16 protein-coding genes and 1 tRNA gene are annotated in these 15512 nt (G+C 62.7%); all 17 read left to right on the top strand.

Going from position 1 to position 15512, the window contains the following annotated elements:
- The first annotated feature begins 4 nt into the window (after window positions 1-4).
- The gene (locus RD110_RS17325; RefSeq protein ID WP_076200625.1) at window positions 5-1018 is read left to right on the top strand and encodes an NAD(P)H-quinone oxidoreductase; all 1014 of its coding nucleotides are present in this window, start codon (window positions 5-7) and stop codon (window positions 1016-1018) included.
- The gene (gene tpiA / locus RD110_RS17320) at window positions 1015-1758 is read left to right on the top strand and encodes a triose-phosphate isomerase (protein WP_076200624.1); all 744 of its coding nucleotides are present in this window, start codon (window positions 1015-1017) and stop codon (window positions 1756-1758) included. Before RD110_RS17325 ends, tpiA begins: the two co-directional genes overlap by 4 nt.
- Window positions 1759-1804: 46 nt before the next feature.
- Entirely contained in the window at window positions 1805-2203 is a 399-nt protein-coding gene (gene secG, locus RD110_RS17315; protein ID WP_076200623.1) for a preprotein translocase subunit SecG, read from the top strand.
- Between the two features lie 115 nt (window positions 2204-2318).
- Window positions 2319-2403: transfer RNA gene (locus RD110_RS17310), tRNA-Leu, on the top strand.
- 57 nt (window positions 2404-2460) lie between these two features.
- Window positions 2461-2820: an NADH-quinone oxidoreductase subunit A gene (locus RD110_RS17305; protein ID WP_076200622.1), complete on the top strand. Its 360-nt coding sequence runs from the start codon at window positions 2461-2463 to the stop codon at window positions 2818-2820.
- A gap of 4 nt (window positions 2821-2824) precedes the next feature.
- Entirely contained in the window at window positions 2825-3304 is a 480-nt protein-coding gene (locus RD110_RS17300) for a NuoB/complex I 20 kDa subunit family protein (RefSeq protein ID WP_076200621.1), read from the top strand.
- Between the two features lie 8 nt (window positions 3305-3312).
- A complete protein-coding gene (locus tag RD110_RS17295; RefSeq protein ID WP_076205184.1) occupies window positions 3313-3921 on the top strand; it encodes an NADH-quinone oxidoreductase subunit C in 609 nt (202 codons plus the stop codon).
- A 25-nt stretch (window positions 3922-3946) separates the two neighbouring features.
- Window positions 3947-5200 carry an NADH-quinone oxidoreductase subunit D gene (locus RD110_RS17290; protein WP_076200620.1) on the top strand — a complete coding sequence of 418 codons (1254 nt, stop codon included), beginning with the start codon at window positions 3947-3949 and terminating at the stop codon, window positions 5198-5200.
- Entirely contained in the window at window positions 5197-5742 is a 546-nt protein-coding gene (gene nuoE / locus RD110_RS17285) for an NADH-quinone oxidoreductase subunit NuoE (protein ID WP_076200619.1), read from the top strand. The genes RD110_RS17290 and nuoE overlap by 4 nt, the downstream gene beginning before the upstream one ends.
- On the top strand, window positions 5739-7103 hold the full coding sequence (nuoF, locus tag RD110_RS17280) for an NADH-quinone oxidoreductase subunit NuoF (RefSeq protein WP_076200618.1): 1365 nt from the start codon (window positions 5739-5741) through the stop codon (window positions 7101-7103). Before nuoE ends, nuoF begins: the two co-directional genes overlap by 4 nt.
- A 41-nt stretch (window positions 7104-7144) precedes the next feature.
- Window positions 7145-9286, top strand: a complete 2142-nt coding sequence (gene nuoG / locus RD110_RS17275) for an NADH-quinone oxidoreductase subunit NuoG (protein WP_076200617.1) — start codon at window positions 7145-7147, stop codon at window positions 9284-9286.
- Entirely contained in the window at window positions 9283-10359 is a 1077-nt protein-coding gene (nuoH, locus tag RD110_RS17270; RefSeq protein WP_076200616.1) for an NADH-quinone oxidoreductase subunit NuoH, read from the top strand. Before nuoG ends, nuoH begins: the two co-directional genes overlap by 4 nt.
- A 12-nt stretch (window positions 10360-10371) precedes the next feature.
- A complete protein-coding gene (gene nuoI / locus RD110_RS17265) occupies window positions 10372-10869 on the top strand; it encodes an NADH-quinone oxidoreductase subunit NuoI (protein ID WP_076200615.1) in 498 nt (165 codons plus the stop codon).
- A 50-nt stretch (window positions 10870-10919) separates the two neighbouring features.
- Window positions 10920-11594 carry an NADH-quinone oxidoreductase subunit J gene (locus RD110_RS17260; protein WP_076200614.1) on the top strand — a complete coding sequence of 225 codons (675 nt, stop codon included), beginning with the start codon at window positions 10920-10922 and terminating at the stop codon, window positions 11592-11594.
- On the top strand, window positions 11591-11899 hold the full coding sequence (gene nuoK / locus RD110_RS17255) for an NADH-quinone oxidoreductase subunit NuoK (RefSeq protein WP_076200613.1): 309 nt from the start codon (window positions 11591-11593) through the stop codon (window positions 11897-11899). Before RD110_RS17260 ends, nuoK begins: the two co-directional genes overlap by 4 nt.
- A 24-nt stretch (window positions 11900-11923) precedes the next feature.
- Window positions 11924-14008 carry an NADH-quinone oxidoreductase subunit L gene (gene nuoL, locus RD110_RS17250; protein ID WP_076200612.1) on the top strand — a complete coding sequence of 695 codons (2085 nt, stop codon included), beginning with the start codon at window positions 11924-11926 and terminating at the stop codon, window positions 14006-14008.
- A 13-nt stretch (window positions 14009-14021) separates the two neighbouring features.
- A complete protein-coding gene (locus tag RD110_RS17245) occupies window positions 14022-15497 on the top strand; it encodes an NADH-quinone oxidoreductase subunit M (RefSeq protein WP_076200611.1) in 1476 nt (491 codons plus the stop codon).
- Window positions 15498-15512: the final 15 nt, after the last annotated feature.

Below are 15512 nucleotides of genomic sequence, written 5' to 3'. Positions count from 1 at the left end.
CTCCATGAAGGCGATCGAAATCACATCCCATGGCGCACCTGCGGTGCTGCGCATGGGTGCACGCCCCGAGCCGGTGGCCGGCGTGGGCGAGCTGCTCATTCGTGTGGCGGCCAGCGGTGTGAACCGGCCCGATGTGTTGCAGCGCATGGGGCACTACCCCGTGCCGCCGGGGGCATCCGACATTCCCGGCCTCGAGGTGGCGGGTGTGGTGGTGGCCGGCGACGCCGCGGCGCTGGCCCAGGCCGGCATCGCCATCGGCGACCGCGTGTGCGCCCTGGTGGCCGGCGGCGGTTACGCGGAGCTGTGCGTGGCGCCGGTGGCCCAGTGCCTGCCCGTGCCCAAGGGGCTGAGCGATACCGAGGCGGCTTCGTTGCCCGAAACCTTCTTCACCGTGTGGAGCAATGTGTTCGACCGCGCGCGGCTGCAGAAAGGCGAAACACTGCTGATCCAGGGCGGATCGAGCGGCATCGGCGTGACGGCCATCCAGATGGCCAAGGCGCTAGGCGCTCACGTGCTGGTGACGGCCGGCAGCGACGAGAAGTGCCGGGCCTGCGTGGCGCTCGGTGCCGATCACGCGATCAACTACAAGACCACCGACTTCGTAGCCGAAGTCAAACGCCTCACGAATGGCAAGGGTGTGGACGTGGTGCTCGACATGGTCGCCGGCGACTACGTGGCGCGCGAAATCGACTGCCTGGCCGAGGACGGCCGCATCGCCATCATCGCGGTGCAGGGCGGCGTAAAGAGTGAAATCAATACCGGTCTGGTGCTGCGCAAGCGGCTGACCATTACCGGCTCCACCCTGCGGCCTCGGTCCGTGGCGTTCAAGGCGGGCATCGCGCGTTCGCTGAAGGAACACGTCTGGCCGCTGATCGAAAGCGGCAGGATCAAGCCGGTGATCCACAGTGTGTTCGCGGCCGATGCGGGGCAGGGCGCGAGTGGGGCCGAGCCGGCGCACGTGCTGATGGAGTCCAACCAGCACGTCGGAAAAATCGTTTTGACCTGGGTGAACGCATGAAAAAGAAACTCATTGCCGGCAACTGGAAGATGAACGGCGGCCTGGCCTTCAACGAAGCGCTGGTGCGCGCGGTGTCGGCGGGGCTCGCGCCCACGCATTGCGATGTGGCCGTGTGTGCGCCGAGTCCCTATCTGGCGCAATTGCAGGGGCTGCTGGCCGGCTCTGGCATTGACTTGGGCGCGCAGGACATCTCGCAGTTCGAATCCGGCGCCTACACGGGCGAAGTGTCGGCGGCGATGCTGAAGGAGTTCGGTGTGCGCTACGCCATCGTCGGACATTCCGAGCGTCGCCAGTACCATGGCGAATCGGACGCCGTGGTGGCCGCCAAGACGGCTCGCGCCCTGGCTTCGGGCATCACGCCCATCGTGTGCGTGGGCGAGACCCTCGCCGAGCGCGAAGCCGGCAAGACCGAGGAAACCGTGAAACGGCAGTTGGCTGCGGTGATTCACGTCAACGGCCACTGCATCAGCGAGATCGTCGTGGCCTACGAGCCTGTCTGGGCCATCGGCACGGGCAAGACCGCCACGCCGGAGCAGGCCCAGCAGGTGCACGCCGTGCTGCGTGCGCAGCTGCATGCGGCGACCGACCGTTCTGCGCTGATGCGGATCCTGTACGGCGGCAGCATGAATGCGGCGAATGCGGCGCAGTTGCTGGGGCAGCCCGACATCGACGGCGGCCTGATCGGCGGCGCGGCGCTGAAGGCACCCGACTTCCTCGCCATCGTGGCCGCAGCGGCCTGATTCGCCGCATCGCATCTTATTTTTGGTTAGTTTTAGGAGTATCGAGATGAATGTGTTGTTGACCGTCCTTCTGGCTGTGCAGATCATCGCCGCGCTGGGCATGATCGGTTTGATCCTGGTGCAGCATGGCAAGGGCGCCGACATGGGCGCCGCCTTTGGCAGCGGCGGCTCGGGCAGCCTGTTCGGCGCCAGCGGCAGTGCCAATTTCCTGTCGCGCACCACCGGCGTCCTCGCAGCGGTGTTCTTCGTCTGCACGCTGGCGCTGGCCTATTTCGGCAATGCGCGCCCTGTGAGCTCGGGCAGCGTGCTGGAGCGTTCGGCCGTCACCGCGCCGGCCGCGAACACGACGCCTGCCGGGCAGATTCCTGGCAGTTCCGCATCGGCCCCGGCGGCTGTGGTGCCGGCAGTGCCTGCTTCCGGCGCTGGCCAGATTCCGACCAAATAATCTGTGCCGAATTTGGCACCTCGCTCGGAAAAGCAGGTGTTTCAGGGTAAACTCTTAAGCTGTACGGAAAGCCAACAACCGCAAGGTTCCTCATGCCATCCGTATAGCAAAAACCGCGGTCGTGGTGAAATTGGTAGACACGCTATCTTGAGGGGGTAGTGGCGAAAGCTGTGCGAGTTCGAGTCTCGCCGACCGCACCAATACAAAAGTCCACCGGGCAGGCATCCGGTGGACTTCAGCGGTGATAGAACCTCAAGATGAACCTCGACCAGTACCTCCCTGTCCTTTTGTTCATCTTGGTCGGAATTGGCGTCGGCGTGGCGCCCCAGGTATTGGGCTACATCCTGGGTCCGAATCGTCCGGACAGTGCCAAGAACTCCCCTTACGAATGCGGCTTCGAGGCCTTCGAAGATGCCCGCATGAAGTTCGATGTGCGCTACTACCTCGTGGCCATTCTTTTCATTCTGTTCGATCTGGAAACGGCGTTCCTGATCCCGTGGGCTGCCGCTTTCAAGGAAATCGGTCTGGTGGGTTTCCTGTTCGGCCTGGAGTTCGTGGCGGTGCTCACGTTCGGATTTGTCTACATGTGGAAAAAAGGCGCCCTCGACTGGGAGTGATCAGATGATTGAAGGTGTACTCAAGGAAGGCTTTGTCACCACGAGTTATGACTCCGTGGTGAACTGGGCCAAGACGGGCTCCCTGTGGCCCATGACCTTCGGCCTGGCCTGCTGCGCGGTCGAGATGATGCATGCGGCGGCCGCGCGCTACGACATCGGGCGCTTCGGTTCCGAGGTGTTCCGGGCCAGTCCGCGCCAATCCGATCTGATGATCGTGGCCGGCACCTTGTGCAACAAGATGGCGCCGGCACTGCGCAAGGTCTACGACCAGATGTCCGAGCCACGCTGGGTGTTGTCGATGGGTTCCTGCGCCAATGGCGGTGGTTACTACCACTACAGCTATTCCGTCGTGCGCGGCTGCGACCGCATCGTCCCGGTCGATGTCTACGTGCCGGGCTGTCCACCCACGGCCGAGGCACTGCTCTACGGCATCATCCAGTTGCAGCAGAAGATTCGCCGCACCAACACCATCGCACGGGATTGAAGAGCCAAATGTCTGACGTTGCCATCCATCCCGAGGCGCTCAAAACCACCATCGCCGCCGTGCTGGGCGACAAGGCCCGCCGCATCGCCGTGGCGCTGGGCGAGGTCACGGTCGTCGTCGACGCCGCGCATTACCTGGAGGTGATGCGCACGCTGCAGAGCGCGCCTGGCTGCAAGTTCGAGCAGTTGATCGACCTGTGTGGTGTCGACTACTCGACCTATAAGGACGAAACCTGGGACGGCCCGCGCTACTGCGTGGTCTCGCACCTGATCTCGGTGAGCTTGAACCAGCGCGTGCGCGTCAAGGTGTTCTGCCCCGACGACGATTTTCCCGTGCTGGCCTCGGTCATGGACCTGTGGAGTTCGGCCAACTGGTTCGAACGCGAAGCGTTCGACCTGTTCGGCATCGTCTTTGAAGGCCACAACGACCTGCGCCGCATCCTCACCGATTACGGCTTCGTCGGCCATCCGTTCCGCAAGGATTTCCCGCTGTCGGGCCATGTCGAGATGCGCTACGACCCTGAGCGTCGCCGCGTCGTGTACGAGCCCGTGAGCATCGAGCCGCGCGAGATCACGCCGCGCATCATCCGTGAAGACAAATATGGAGGACGCAAGTAGGCCCCGCGGCTTCATGTGACCGACCATGGCAGAAATCAAGAACTACACCCTCAACTTCGGCCCGCAGCATCCTGCGGCCCACGGCGTGTTGCGCCTCGTGCTCGAGCTCGACGGCGAAGTCGTGCAGCGCGCCGACCCGCACATCGGGTTGCTGCATCGCGCGACCGAGAAGCTGGCCGAGAGCAAGACCTTCATCCAGTCCCTGCCTTATATGGACCGTCTGGACTACGTGTCCATGATGTCCAACGAACACGCGTATTGCCTGGCCATCGAGAAGCTGCTCGGCATCGAAGTGCCGATCCGTGCGCAGTACATCCGCGTGATGTTCTCCGAGATCACGCGCCTGCTCAACCACCTGATGTGGCTCGGCTCGCACGGCAACGACTGCGGCAGCTCGACCATCCTGATCTACGCCTTCCGCGAGCGCGAAGACCTGTTCGACATGTACGAGGCCGTGTCCGGCGCGCGCATGCACGCGGCCTATTTCCGTCCAGGTGGCGTCTACCGCGACCTGCCGGACACCATGCCGCAGTACAAGGTCAGCAAGATCAAGAACGCCAAGGCGCTGGCGGCGATGAACGAGAACCGCCAGGGTTCGATGCTCGACTTCATTGACGACTTCACCAAGCGTTTCCCGACCTATCTGTCCGAATACCATACGTTGCTGACCGAGAACCGCATCTGGAAACAGCGCACGGTCGGCATCGGCGTGATGGAGCCGGAACGTGCGCTGAACCTCGGTCTCACCGGCCCCATGCTGCGCGGCTCCGGCATCGCCTGGGACCTGCGCAAGAAGCAACCGTACGACGCTTACGACCGCGTCGACTTCGACATTCCACTGGGCAAGACGGGCGACTGCTACGACCGCTACCTGGTGCGCATGGAGGAGATGAACCAGTCCAACCGCATCATCAAGCAATGCGTGGACTGGCTGCGTGTGAACCCCGGCCCGGTGATCACCGACAACCACAAGATCGCCTCGCCATCGCGCGAATCCATGAAGTCCAACATGGAAGAGCTGATCCACCATTTCAAGCTGTTCACCGAAGGTTTCCATGTGCCCGAGGGCGAAGCCTATGCGGCGGTGGAGCATCCCAAGGGCGAGTTCGGCATCTACCTGATCAGCGATGGCGCCAACAAGCCTTACCGGCTGAAGATCCGTCCGCCGGGCTTCGTCCACCTGTCCGCGTTGGACGAGATGACGCGTGGCCACATGATCGCCGATGCCGTGGCGATCATCGGCACCTTGGACATTGTGTTTGGAGAGATTGACCGATGAGCGCCCACCACGAGCCTGGACAAACCGTGCCCCTGTCGGCAGCGACACTGGCCCTGTTCGACCGCGAAGTGGCCAAGTACCCGGCCGACCAGAAACAGTCGGCGGTCATGGCCTGCCTGACCATCGTGCAGCGCGAGCAAGGCTTCGTGAGCATGGACAGCGAACGCCAGATCGCCGCACACCTCGGCATGCCGGTGATCGCGGTGCACGAGGTCACCACGTTCTACAACATGTACAACCAGCATCCGATGGGCAAGTTCAAGCTCAACGTCTGCACCAACCTGCCGTGCCAGCTGCGCGACGGCTACAAGGCCTTGCACCATCTCGAGCACAAGCTCGGCGTCACGATGGGCGAGACCACGGCGGATGGCATGTTCACGCTGCAGCAGAGCGAATGCCTCGGCGCGTGCGCCGACTCGCCGGTGATGCTGGTCAACGACCTCACGATGTGCAGTTTCATGACCAACGAGAAGCTGGACCAGTTGATCGATGGCCTGCGCGCCGCAGACAGCGGTGCGCCCCAAACGGAAGCTCAGCCATGAACGCGCAGCAAGTGCTTTCCCAGTTCCAGGCAACGGGTGTGCAAACCTGTTTCCACGGCCGGCACATCAACCCCCAGATCTATGCCGACCTCGATGGCAGCAACTGGCGCCTGAAGGACTACGAAGCGCGCGGCGGCTACCAGGCCCTGCGCAAGATCCTGGGCAAGGACGGCGTGGCCGGCAATGAAGCCGGCTTGACGCAGGACCAGGTCATCGCGACGGTGAAGGAATCCGGTCTGCGCGGCCGTGGCGGTGCTGGTTTCCCGACCGGATTGAAGTGGAGCTTCATGCCGCGCCAGTTCCCCGGGCAGAAGCATCTGGTGTGCAATTCCGACGAAGGCGAACCCGGTACCTGCAAGGATCGCGACCTGCTGCAGTACAACCCGCACATCGTCATCGAAGGCATGATCATCGCGGCCTATGCGATGGGCATCAGCCTCGGCTACAACTACATCCACGGCGAGATCTTCCAGACCTACGAGCGTTTCGAAGAAGCGCTCGAAGAGGCCCGCGCGGCTGGCTACCTGGGTGATGGCATTCTGGGCAGCAGCTTCAATTTCCAGCTGCACGCGGCCCACGGCTTCGGTGCCTACATCTGTGGCGAAGAAACCGCCTTGCTTGAGTCGCTCGAAGGCAAGAAGGGCCAGCCTCGGTTCAAGCCGCCTTTCCCGGCCAGCTTCGGCCTGTATGGCAAGCCCACCACGATCAACAACACCGAGACCTTCGCGGCCGTGCCCTGGATCATCCGCAACGGCGGCCAGGCTTATCTCGAATGTGGCAAGCCCAACAACGGCGGCACCAAGATCTTCTCGGTCTCGGGTGACGTCGAATTGCCGGGCAACTATGAAATCCCGTTGGGCACGCCTTTTTCCAAGCTGCTCGAACTCGCCGGTGGCGTGCGCAAGGGCCGCAAGCTCAAGGCCGTGATTCCCGGTGGTTCGTCGGCACCGGTGCTGCCGGCTGCGATCATGATGGAAACCACGATGGACTACGACGCCATCGCCAAGGCTGGCTCGATGCTCGGCTCGGGCGCGGTGATCGTGATGGACGACAGCCGCTGCATGGTGGAGTCGCTCAAGCGCCTGTCGTATTTCTACATGCATGAATCCTGCGGCCAGTGCACGCCTTGCCGTGAAGGCACGGGCTGGCTGTGGCGGATGGTCGATCGCATCCACACCGGGCATGGCCGGCCCAGCGACCTGGACCTGCTGAACTCGGTGGCCGACAACATCCAGGGCCGTACCATCTGTGCGCTCGGCGATGCCGCCGCCATGCCGGTGCGCGCCATGATCAAGCATTTCCGCCCCGAGTTCGAAGCGCTCATTGCCAAGAACACGACGCAGACGGCCACGCAGGCTTAAGCGCCCCGAACGCCTCAAGCGCCAGAAAAGCCCGAAAAAATATGGTTGAAATCGAACTCGACGGACAGAAGGTGGATGTCACCGAAGGCAGCATGATCATGCATGCAGCCGACAAGGCCGGCACCTACATTCCCCATTTTTGCTACCACAAGAAACTGAGCATCGCGGCCAACTGCCGCATGTGCCTGGTCGACGTGGAAAAGGCGCCCAAGCCGATGCCGGCCTGCGCCACGCCCGTGACGCAGGGCATGATCGTGCGCACCAAGAGCGACAAGGCGCTGAAGGCGCAGCAGTCGGTCATGGAATTCCTGCTGATCAACCACCCGCTGGATTGCCCGATCTGCGACCAGGGTGGCGAATGCCAGCTGCAGGATCTGGCCGTGGGCTACGGCGGTTCCTCGTCGCGCTACCAGGAAGAAAAACGCGTGGTGTTCCACAAGGACGTGGGCCCGCTGATCTCGATGGAGGAGATGAGCCGCTGCATCCATTGCACCCGCTGCGTGCGGTTCGGCCAGGAAGTGGCCGGTGTGATGGAACTCGGCATGATCCACCGCGGTGAGCATTCCGAGATCACCACCGTGGTCAACGATACGGTCGACTCCGAACTCTCGGGCAACATGATCGACATCTGCCCCGTCGGCGCGCTGACCAGCAAGCCGTTCCGCTACAGCGCCCGCACCTGGGAACTCGGCCGCCGCAAGTCGGTCAGCCCACACGATTCCACCGGGGCCAACCTGATCGTCCAGGTCAAGAACAACAAGGTCATGCGCGTCGTGCCTCTGGAGAACGAGGACGTCAACGAATGCTGGATCGCCGACCGCGATCGTTTTTCCTACGAAGCCCTGAACAGCGATGAACGCCTGACCCAGCCCATGCTCAAGCAGGGCGGTGAATGGAGGACCGTCGACTGGCAGACCGCCCTCGAGTATGTGGCCAACGGGCTGCGCCAGATCAAGGCGGATCACGGTGCACAGGGCATCGGCACGCTGGCCAGCCCGCACAGCACGGTGGAAGAATTGTTCCTGGCCGGCGCGCTGATGCGCGGCCTGGGCAGCGAAAACATCGACCACCGCCTGCGCCACGCGGAGTTCGTGAACCTGCCGGGCAAGGTGCGCTGGCTCGGTACGCCGATCGCCTCGCTGTCGCAATTGCAGCAGGTGCTGGTCGTCGGCTCGAACCTGCGCAAGGATCATCCGCTGTTCGCGCAGCGCATCCGCCAGGCAGCTCGCCGCGGCTGCAAAGTGCACGCGCTGAATGCGCAGGGCTACGATTGGGCCATGTCTGTGGCCAACACGCTGTTGGCCGAGCCATCGGCCTGGGTGCAGGCACTGGGTGAAGTCGCCATCGCGATTGCCGGCGCCAAGGAAATTGCCGCACCTGTACAAGGTGACGCCGGCGACGCGGCCAAGGCCATCGCCAAGGGCTTGCTGGCCGGTACCCGCAAGGCGATCCTGCTGGGCAATGCCGCGGCGCACCACGGCCATGCATCCCACCTGCTGGCCCTGGCCAACTGGATCGCCACGGAGACCGGCGCCTCCGTCGGCTACCTCACGGAAGCCGCCAACACCGTCGGCGCGCAGCTTGTCGGCGCATTGCCGGGGCAGGGCGGCCTGAACGCGGGCCAGATGATGGATGGCGCCCTGAAGGCCGTGCTGTTGCTGAACACCGAGCCGGCCTTCGATGCCGCCGACGGCGCGCGTGCCCTGGCCGGCCTGAACAAGGCCCAGATGGTCGTCACGCTGAGCCCGTTCAAGGCCAACCTGCAGATCAGCGACGTGTTGCTGCCGATCGCACCGTTCACCGAGACTTCGGGCACCTTCATCAACGCCGAAGGCCGCGTCCAGGGCTTCCACGCCGTGGTCAAGCCGCTCGGCGAAACGCGTCCGGCCTGGAAGGTGCTGCGCGTGCTGGCCAATCTGCTGGGTCTGCCGGGTTTCGACTTCGAGTCAACGACCGACGTGCTGGCACGTGGTACGCCGGCACTTGCCGGTGTCGCGCAACTGCCGGCCGATGTGCTGTCGAACGCCAGTGATGCGGCATTCACCGCGACCGCGCCGGCCGGTGTGCCCGCGGTGGCGAGCATCTACCAGCTCGACGGCATCGTGCGCCGCGCGACGTCGTTGCAGATGACGGCCGACGCGCGCCAAGCCAGCCTGTACGCAGCCGAGGAGGTGGCGGCATGATCGATTCGTTCTACAACGGCGGCCTGAACCTGGTCGCCCACGGATGGTGGTCGGGCTTGGCCTGGCCGGTCATCTGGACCCTGCTCAAGATCGTGCTCGTGCTGGCCCCGCTGATGGGTGCGGTGGCTTATCTGACGCTGTGGGAGCGCAAGCTGCTCGGCTGGATCCAGGTGCGCCACGGCCCCAACCGGGTCGGCCCGCTGGGCCTGCTGCAGCCGATCGCGGATGCACTGAAGCTGCTGACGAAGGAAATGATCAACCCGACGGCGGCCAGCCCGGGCCTGTTCCGCCTCGGCCCGATCATGGCGATCATGCCGGCCCTGGCCGCGTGGGTCGCCATTCCGTTCGGCCCCGAGACGGTGTTGGCCAACGTGAACGCCGGCCTGCTGTTGATCATGGCCATCACTTCGATCGAGGTGTACGGTGTGATCATCGCCGGCTGGGCTTCCAACTCGAAATACGCTTTCCTGGGCGCATTGCGCGCTTCGGCTCAGATGGTGAGCTACGAAATCGCCATGGGCTTCTGCCTGGTGGTGGTGATCATGGTCACCGGCAGCCTGAACCTCGGCGACGTCGTGGCCTCGCAAGGGCGCGGCATGGCGGCGGACCACGGCTTCGGCATCCTGTCGTGGAACTGGCTGCCGCTGTTGCCGATCTTCATGGTCTACGTGATCTCCGGCGTGGCCGAGACGAACCGTCACCCCTTCGACGTGGTCGAAGGCGAAGCGGAAATCGTGGCGGGCCACATGGTCGAGTATTCGGGCATGGGCTTCGCCATCTTCTTCCTGGCCGAATACGCCAGCATGTGGCTGGTGTCGATCCTCGCCGCGCTGATGTTCCTGGGCGGCTGGCTGTCACCCGTGGCCTTCCTCGACTTCATTCCGGGTTGGATCTGGCTGGGCCTCAAGACCTTCTTCGTCGTGTCGCTGTTCATCTGGGTGCGTGCCACGTTCCCGCGCTTTCGCTACGACCAGATCATGCGCCTGGGCTGGAAGATCTTCATTCCGGTCACGCTGGTCTGGCTGGTGCTGGTCGGCGGCTGGATGCAGACCTCGTTCAATATCTGGAAATAAAGGGAGGATGTGATGACGACAGTCGCTTCCGTCAAGGATTTTGTCTCCAGCTTCATGCTTGCCGAGTTGTTCAAGGGCATGGCGCTGACCGGCAAGTACATGTTCAAACGCAAGGTCACGGTGCAGTTCCCCGAGGAAAAGACGCCGATCTCGCCACGTTTTCGCGGCCTGCATGCGTTGCGCCGTTATGAGAACGGCGAAGAGCGCTGCATCGCCTGCAAGCTCTGCGAAGCCGTGTGCCCGGCGATGGCGATCACCATCGAGTCGGACGTGCGTGACGACGGTTCGCGCCGCACCACGCGTTACGACATCGACCTCACCAAATGCATCTTCTGCGGTTTCTGCGAAGAAAGCTGCCCGGTGGATTCGATCGTCGAGACCCACATTTTCGAATACCACGGCGAAAAACGGGGCGACCTGTATTTCACCAAGGACATGCTGCTCGCCGTGGGTGACCGCTACGAAACCGAGATTGCAGCGGCCAAGGCGGCCGATGCCAAGTACCGTTGATGCCATCGATGTCGTTGATGCCCTGACTGCCCTGCACAAAGAACCAACCCATGGATGTTAAGACCGGTTTCTTCTATTTATTCTCGACGGTGCTGTTGTTCGCGGCATTTCGGGTGATCACCGCGCGCAACCCCGTGCATGCGGTGCTGTACCTGATGCTTGCCTTCTCGCAGGCCGCCGCCGTGTGGCTGCTGCTGCGCGCCGAGTTCCTGGCCATCACGCTGGTGCTGGTGTACCTGGGCGCGGTGATGGTGCTGTTCCTGTTCGTGGTGATGATGCTCGACGTCGATGTCGATAGCCTGCGTCGCGGATTCTGGAAACACTTCCCGCTGGCGGCCATCATCGGCGTGGTCATCGCGCTGGAGATGTCCTATGTGCTCATGGGCGGCTTCCGGGATGCACCGCAGGCGGTGATCGCCACGGCCTCGCCCGTGGCCAACGAGTTGTCCAACACCAAGCTGTTGGGCAAGCTGCTCTATACCGAATACCTGTTCCCTCTCGAGATCGCCGCGGTGATCCTGCTGGTGGCGATGATTGCGGCGATCGCGCTCACGCTGCGCCAGCGCAAGGACAGCAAGTTCGTCGATGCCTCTGACCAGGTTCGGGTCAAGGCGCGCGACCGCCTGAGCGTGGTCAGGCTGGCGGCGACCCAGGCGCCGGTGGCCCCGCAACCGGTGGCCGAGGCTGCCGCAGCCGTATCGCCCACCGTGGAGAAAAAAGCATGACTTTGACCCTTGGCCATTTCCTTTCGCTCGGCGCGATGCTGTTCGCGCTGTCGGTCATCGGCATCTTCCTCAACCGCAAGAATCTCATCGTTCTGCTGATGGCCATCGAATTGATGTTGCTGGCGGTGAACATGAACTTCGTCGCGTTCTCCCATTACCTGGGCGATTTGCACGGCCAGATCTTCGTGTTCTTCATTCTCACGGTCGCGGCGGCGGAGTCGGCCATCGGTCTGGCCATCCTGGTGCTGCTGTTCCGCAACAAGTCCAACATCAATGTGGACGAACTCAACACGCTCAAGGGTTGAGCCTGAAGGTTCATCAATAACAACATGAGTCAAACCCTCTCAGCTTCGACACTGCTGGCGGTACCGCTGGCCCCGCTCGCCGGTGCCTTGCTCGCCGGTGTTTTCGGCACGGCCTTCGGCGGCAACGTCATTAGCCGCAAGGTCAGCCATACGCTGACCATCCTCGGTGTGCTGGTGGCTTTCATCATCTCGGCGATGACGCTCAAGAGCGTGGTCGAAGGTGCACGCTTCAATGAAACGCTCTACACCTGGATGGTTGTCGGCGGCCTGAAGATGGAAGTCGGCTTCCTCATCGACAGCCTGACCGCGATGATGATGTGCGTCGTGACCTTCGTGTCGCTGATGGTGCACATCTACACCATCGGCTACATGGAGGAAGACGAAGGCTACAACCGCTTCTTCGCCTACATCTCGCTGTTCACCTTCTCCATGCTGATGCTCGTCATGAGCAACAACATGCTGCAGCTCTTCTTCGGCTGGGAAGCCGTGGGCCTGGTGTCCTACCTGCTGATCGGCTTCTGGTTCAACCGGCCCACCGCCATCTTCGCCAACATGAAGGCCTTCCTGGTCAACCGTGTGGGCGACTTCGGCTTCATCCTCGGCATCGGCCTGATCGCCGCCTATGCCGGCACGCTCAACTACGGCGAAGCCTTCGCCAAGTCCGAGGAACTGGCCAAGCTGACGTTCCCCGGCACGGAGTGGATGCTGGTCACGGTGATCTGCATTTGCCTGTTCATCGGCGCGATGGGCAAGAGCGCGCAGTTCCCGCTGCATGTGTGGCTGCCCGATTCCATGGAAGGCCCGACACCGATCTCCGCACTGATCCACGCCGCGACGATGGTGACGGCCGGCATCTTCATGGTAGCCCGGATGTCGCCGCTGTTCGAACTCAGCGACACCGCGCTCAGCTTCATCATGGTCATCGGTTCGATCACGGCGCTGTTCATGGGTTTCCTGGGCATCATCCAGAACGACATCAAGCGCGTCGTCGCCTATTCGACGCTGTCGCAGCTGGGCTACATGACGGTGGCGCTGGGTGCTTCCGCCTATTCGGTGGCGGTGTTCCACCTGATGACCCACGCGTTCTTCAAGGCCTTGCTGTTCCTCGGCGCGGGCTCGGTGATCATGGGCTGCCACCACAACCAGGACATCCGCTGGATGGGCGGCCTGCGCAAGTACATGCCGATCACCTGGATCACTTCACTGCTGGGTTCGCTGGCGTTGATCGGCACGCCTTTCTTCGCCGGCTTCTACTCGAAGGACAGCATCATCGAGGCCGTGCACGAGACGCATCTGGCGGGCAGCGGCTTTGCGAACTTCGCGGTGCTGGCCGGTGTGTTCGTCACCGCGTTCTACTCGTTCCGCATGTACTTCCTGGTGTTCCACGGCAAAGAGCGTTTCGACCAGAATCCCGATCCGCACCACGCCCACCATCCGGAAGAGGAGGAAGAGCACGGGCATGACGCACATGCGGCCCACGTCTCCGCTCATGCCACGCCCCACGACGACCACGGCCACCACGACGAGAAGCCGCACGAGTCGCCATGGGTGGTCACGCTGCCGTTGATCCTGCTGGCGATCCCGTCGGTGCTGATCGGCTTCCTGTTCATCGATCCGATGTTGTACGGCGAATTCTTCAAGGGTGCGATCTTCATCGACTTCGAGAAGCACCCGGCGATGGAGGAAATGGCCAAGGCCTTCCATGGTCCGGTGCAGATGGCGATCCACGGCCTGACCACCATGCCTTTCTGGCTGGCCCTGGCCGGTGTGGTCAGCGCGTACTACATGTACATGGTCAACCCGGCCCTGCCGGCGGCCATCAAGCGCCGTGTGCAGCCGATCTACACGCTGCTCGAGAACAAGTATTACCTCGACTGGTTCAATGAGAACGTGATCGCCCGCGGCGCTCGCGGCCTGGGGACCGGTCTGTGGAAGGTGGGCGACCGCGCCATCATCGATGGCGGCATCGTGAACGGCTCCTGGAAGCTCGTGGGCTGGATCTCCAGCGTGGTGCGCTGGCTGCAGACCGGTTTCATCTACCACTACGCGCTGGTCATGATCATGGGTATCTTTGTGCTGATGACGTATTTCGTCTGGCTCAACAAGTAGGGGAATAAGAAAAATGGGATTGTTGAGCCTTGCGATCTGGACGCCGATAGTCTTCGGCGTCGTACTGCTGGCCCTGGGGCGAGACGACCAGGCCAAAGCCGTGCGTTGGGTCGCCCTGATCGGTGCCTTCGTCAGCCTGCTGGTCACGCTGCCGCTGTACCACCGCTTCCAGCTGGACACCTCGGCGATGCAGTTCGTCGAGAACACCAGCTGGATCGAACGATTCAATGTGAGCTACCACCTCGGCGTGGACGGCATCTCGCTGTGGTTCGTGATCCTCACGGCCTTCATCAACCTCATCGTGGTGATTGCCGGCTGGGAGGTCATCACCCAGCGCGTGAACCAGTACATGGGCGCGTTCCTGATCCTCAGCGGGCTGATGATCGGCGTTTTCTGCGCGCTGGACGGCATCCTGTTCTACGTGTTCTTCGAAGCCACGCTGATCCCGATGTACCTGATCATCGGTATCTGGGGCGGGCCGAACAAGATCTACGCGGCGTTCAAGTTCTTCCTGTACACCTTGCTCGGCTCGTTGCTGATGCTGGTCGCGTTGATCTTCCTCTACACCAAGTCCGGCGGCAGCTTCGACATCGCCACCTGGCAGAAGATGCCGCTGTCGCAGACCGCGCAGACCTTGCTGTTCTTCTCGTTCTTCGCGGCCTTCGCCGTCAAGGTGCCGATGTGGCCGGTCCACACCTGGCTGCCCGACGTGCACGTCGAGGCGCCTACCGGTGGCTCCGCCGTGCTGGCGGCCATCATGCTGAAGCTCGGTGCGTACGGCTTCCTGCGCTTCTCGATGCCGATCGCGCCCGATGCCGCGCGCGAATGGGCCTGGCTCATGATCGCGCTGTCGCTCATCGCCGTGGTCTATGTGGGCCTTGTCGCACTCGTGCAGCAGGACATGAAGAAGCTCGTCGCCTATTCGTCGGTGGCCCACATGGGTTTCGTGACGCTCGGTTTCTTCATCTTCAACGACCTCGGCGTGTCCGGCGCCATCGTGCAGATGATTGCGCACGGCTTCGTGTCGGGCGCCATGTTCCTCTCGATCGGCGTGTTGTACGACCGGGTTCACTCGCGGGACATCGCGGCCTATGGCGGCGTGGTCAACACCATGCCCAAGTTCGCGGCATTTGCGCTGCTGTTCGCCATGGCCAACTGCGGCCTGCCGGGCACGGCCGGTTTCGTCGGCGAGTGGATGGTGATCCTGGGTGCGGTCAAGGCCAACTTCTGGATCGGCTTTGCCGCTGCCACGGCGCTGATCTTCGGTGCCGCGTACACCCTGTGGATGTACAAGCGCGTCTACCTCGGCCCGGTGGGCAATCACCATGTGAAGGAGCTCAAGGACATCAACGCGCGCGAATTCACGATGCTCGCCCTGCTGGCCATTGCCGTGCTGTTCATGGGCCTGTATCCCAAACCCTTCACCGACGTGATGGACGTGTCGGTGGTCGACCTGCTCAAGCACGTTGCCGCTTCCAAACTGAACTGACCCGCTGAATTGAGA

Origin of the sequence: Rhodoferax koreense (assembly GCF_001955695.1) — a bacterium.
Taxonomy (GTDB): Bacteria; Pseudomonadota; Gammaproteobacteria; order Burkholderiales; family Burkholderiaceae_C; genus Rhodoferax_B; species Rhodoferax_B koreensis.
The sequence above is the reverse complement of the archived record's forward strand: the minus strand, read 5'-3'. Positions and strand labels throughout refer to the sequence as shown.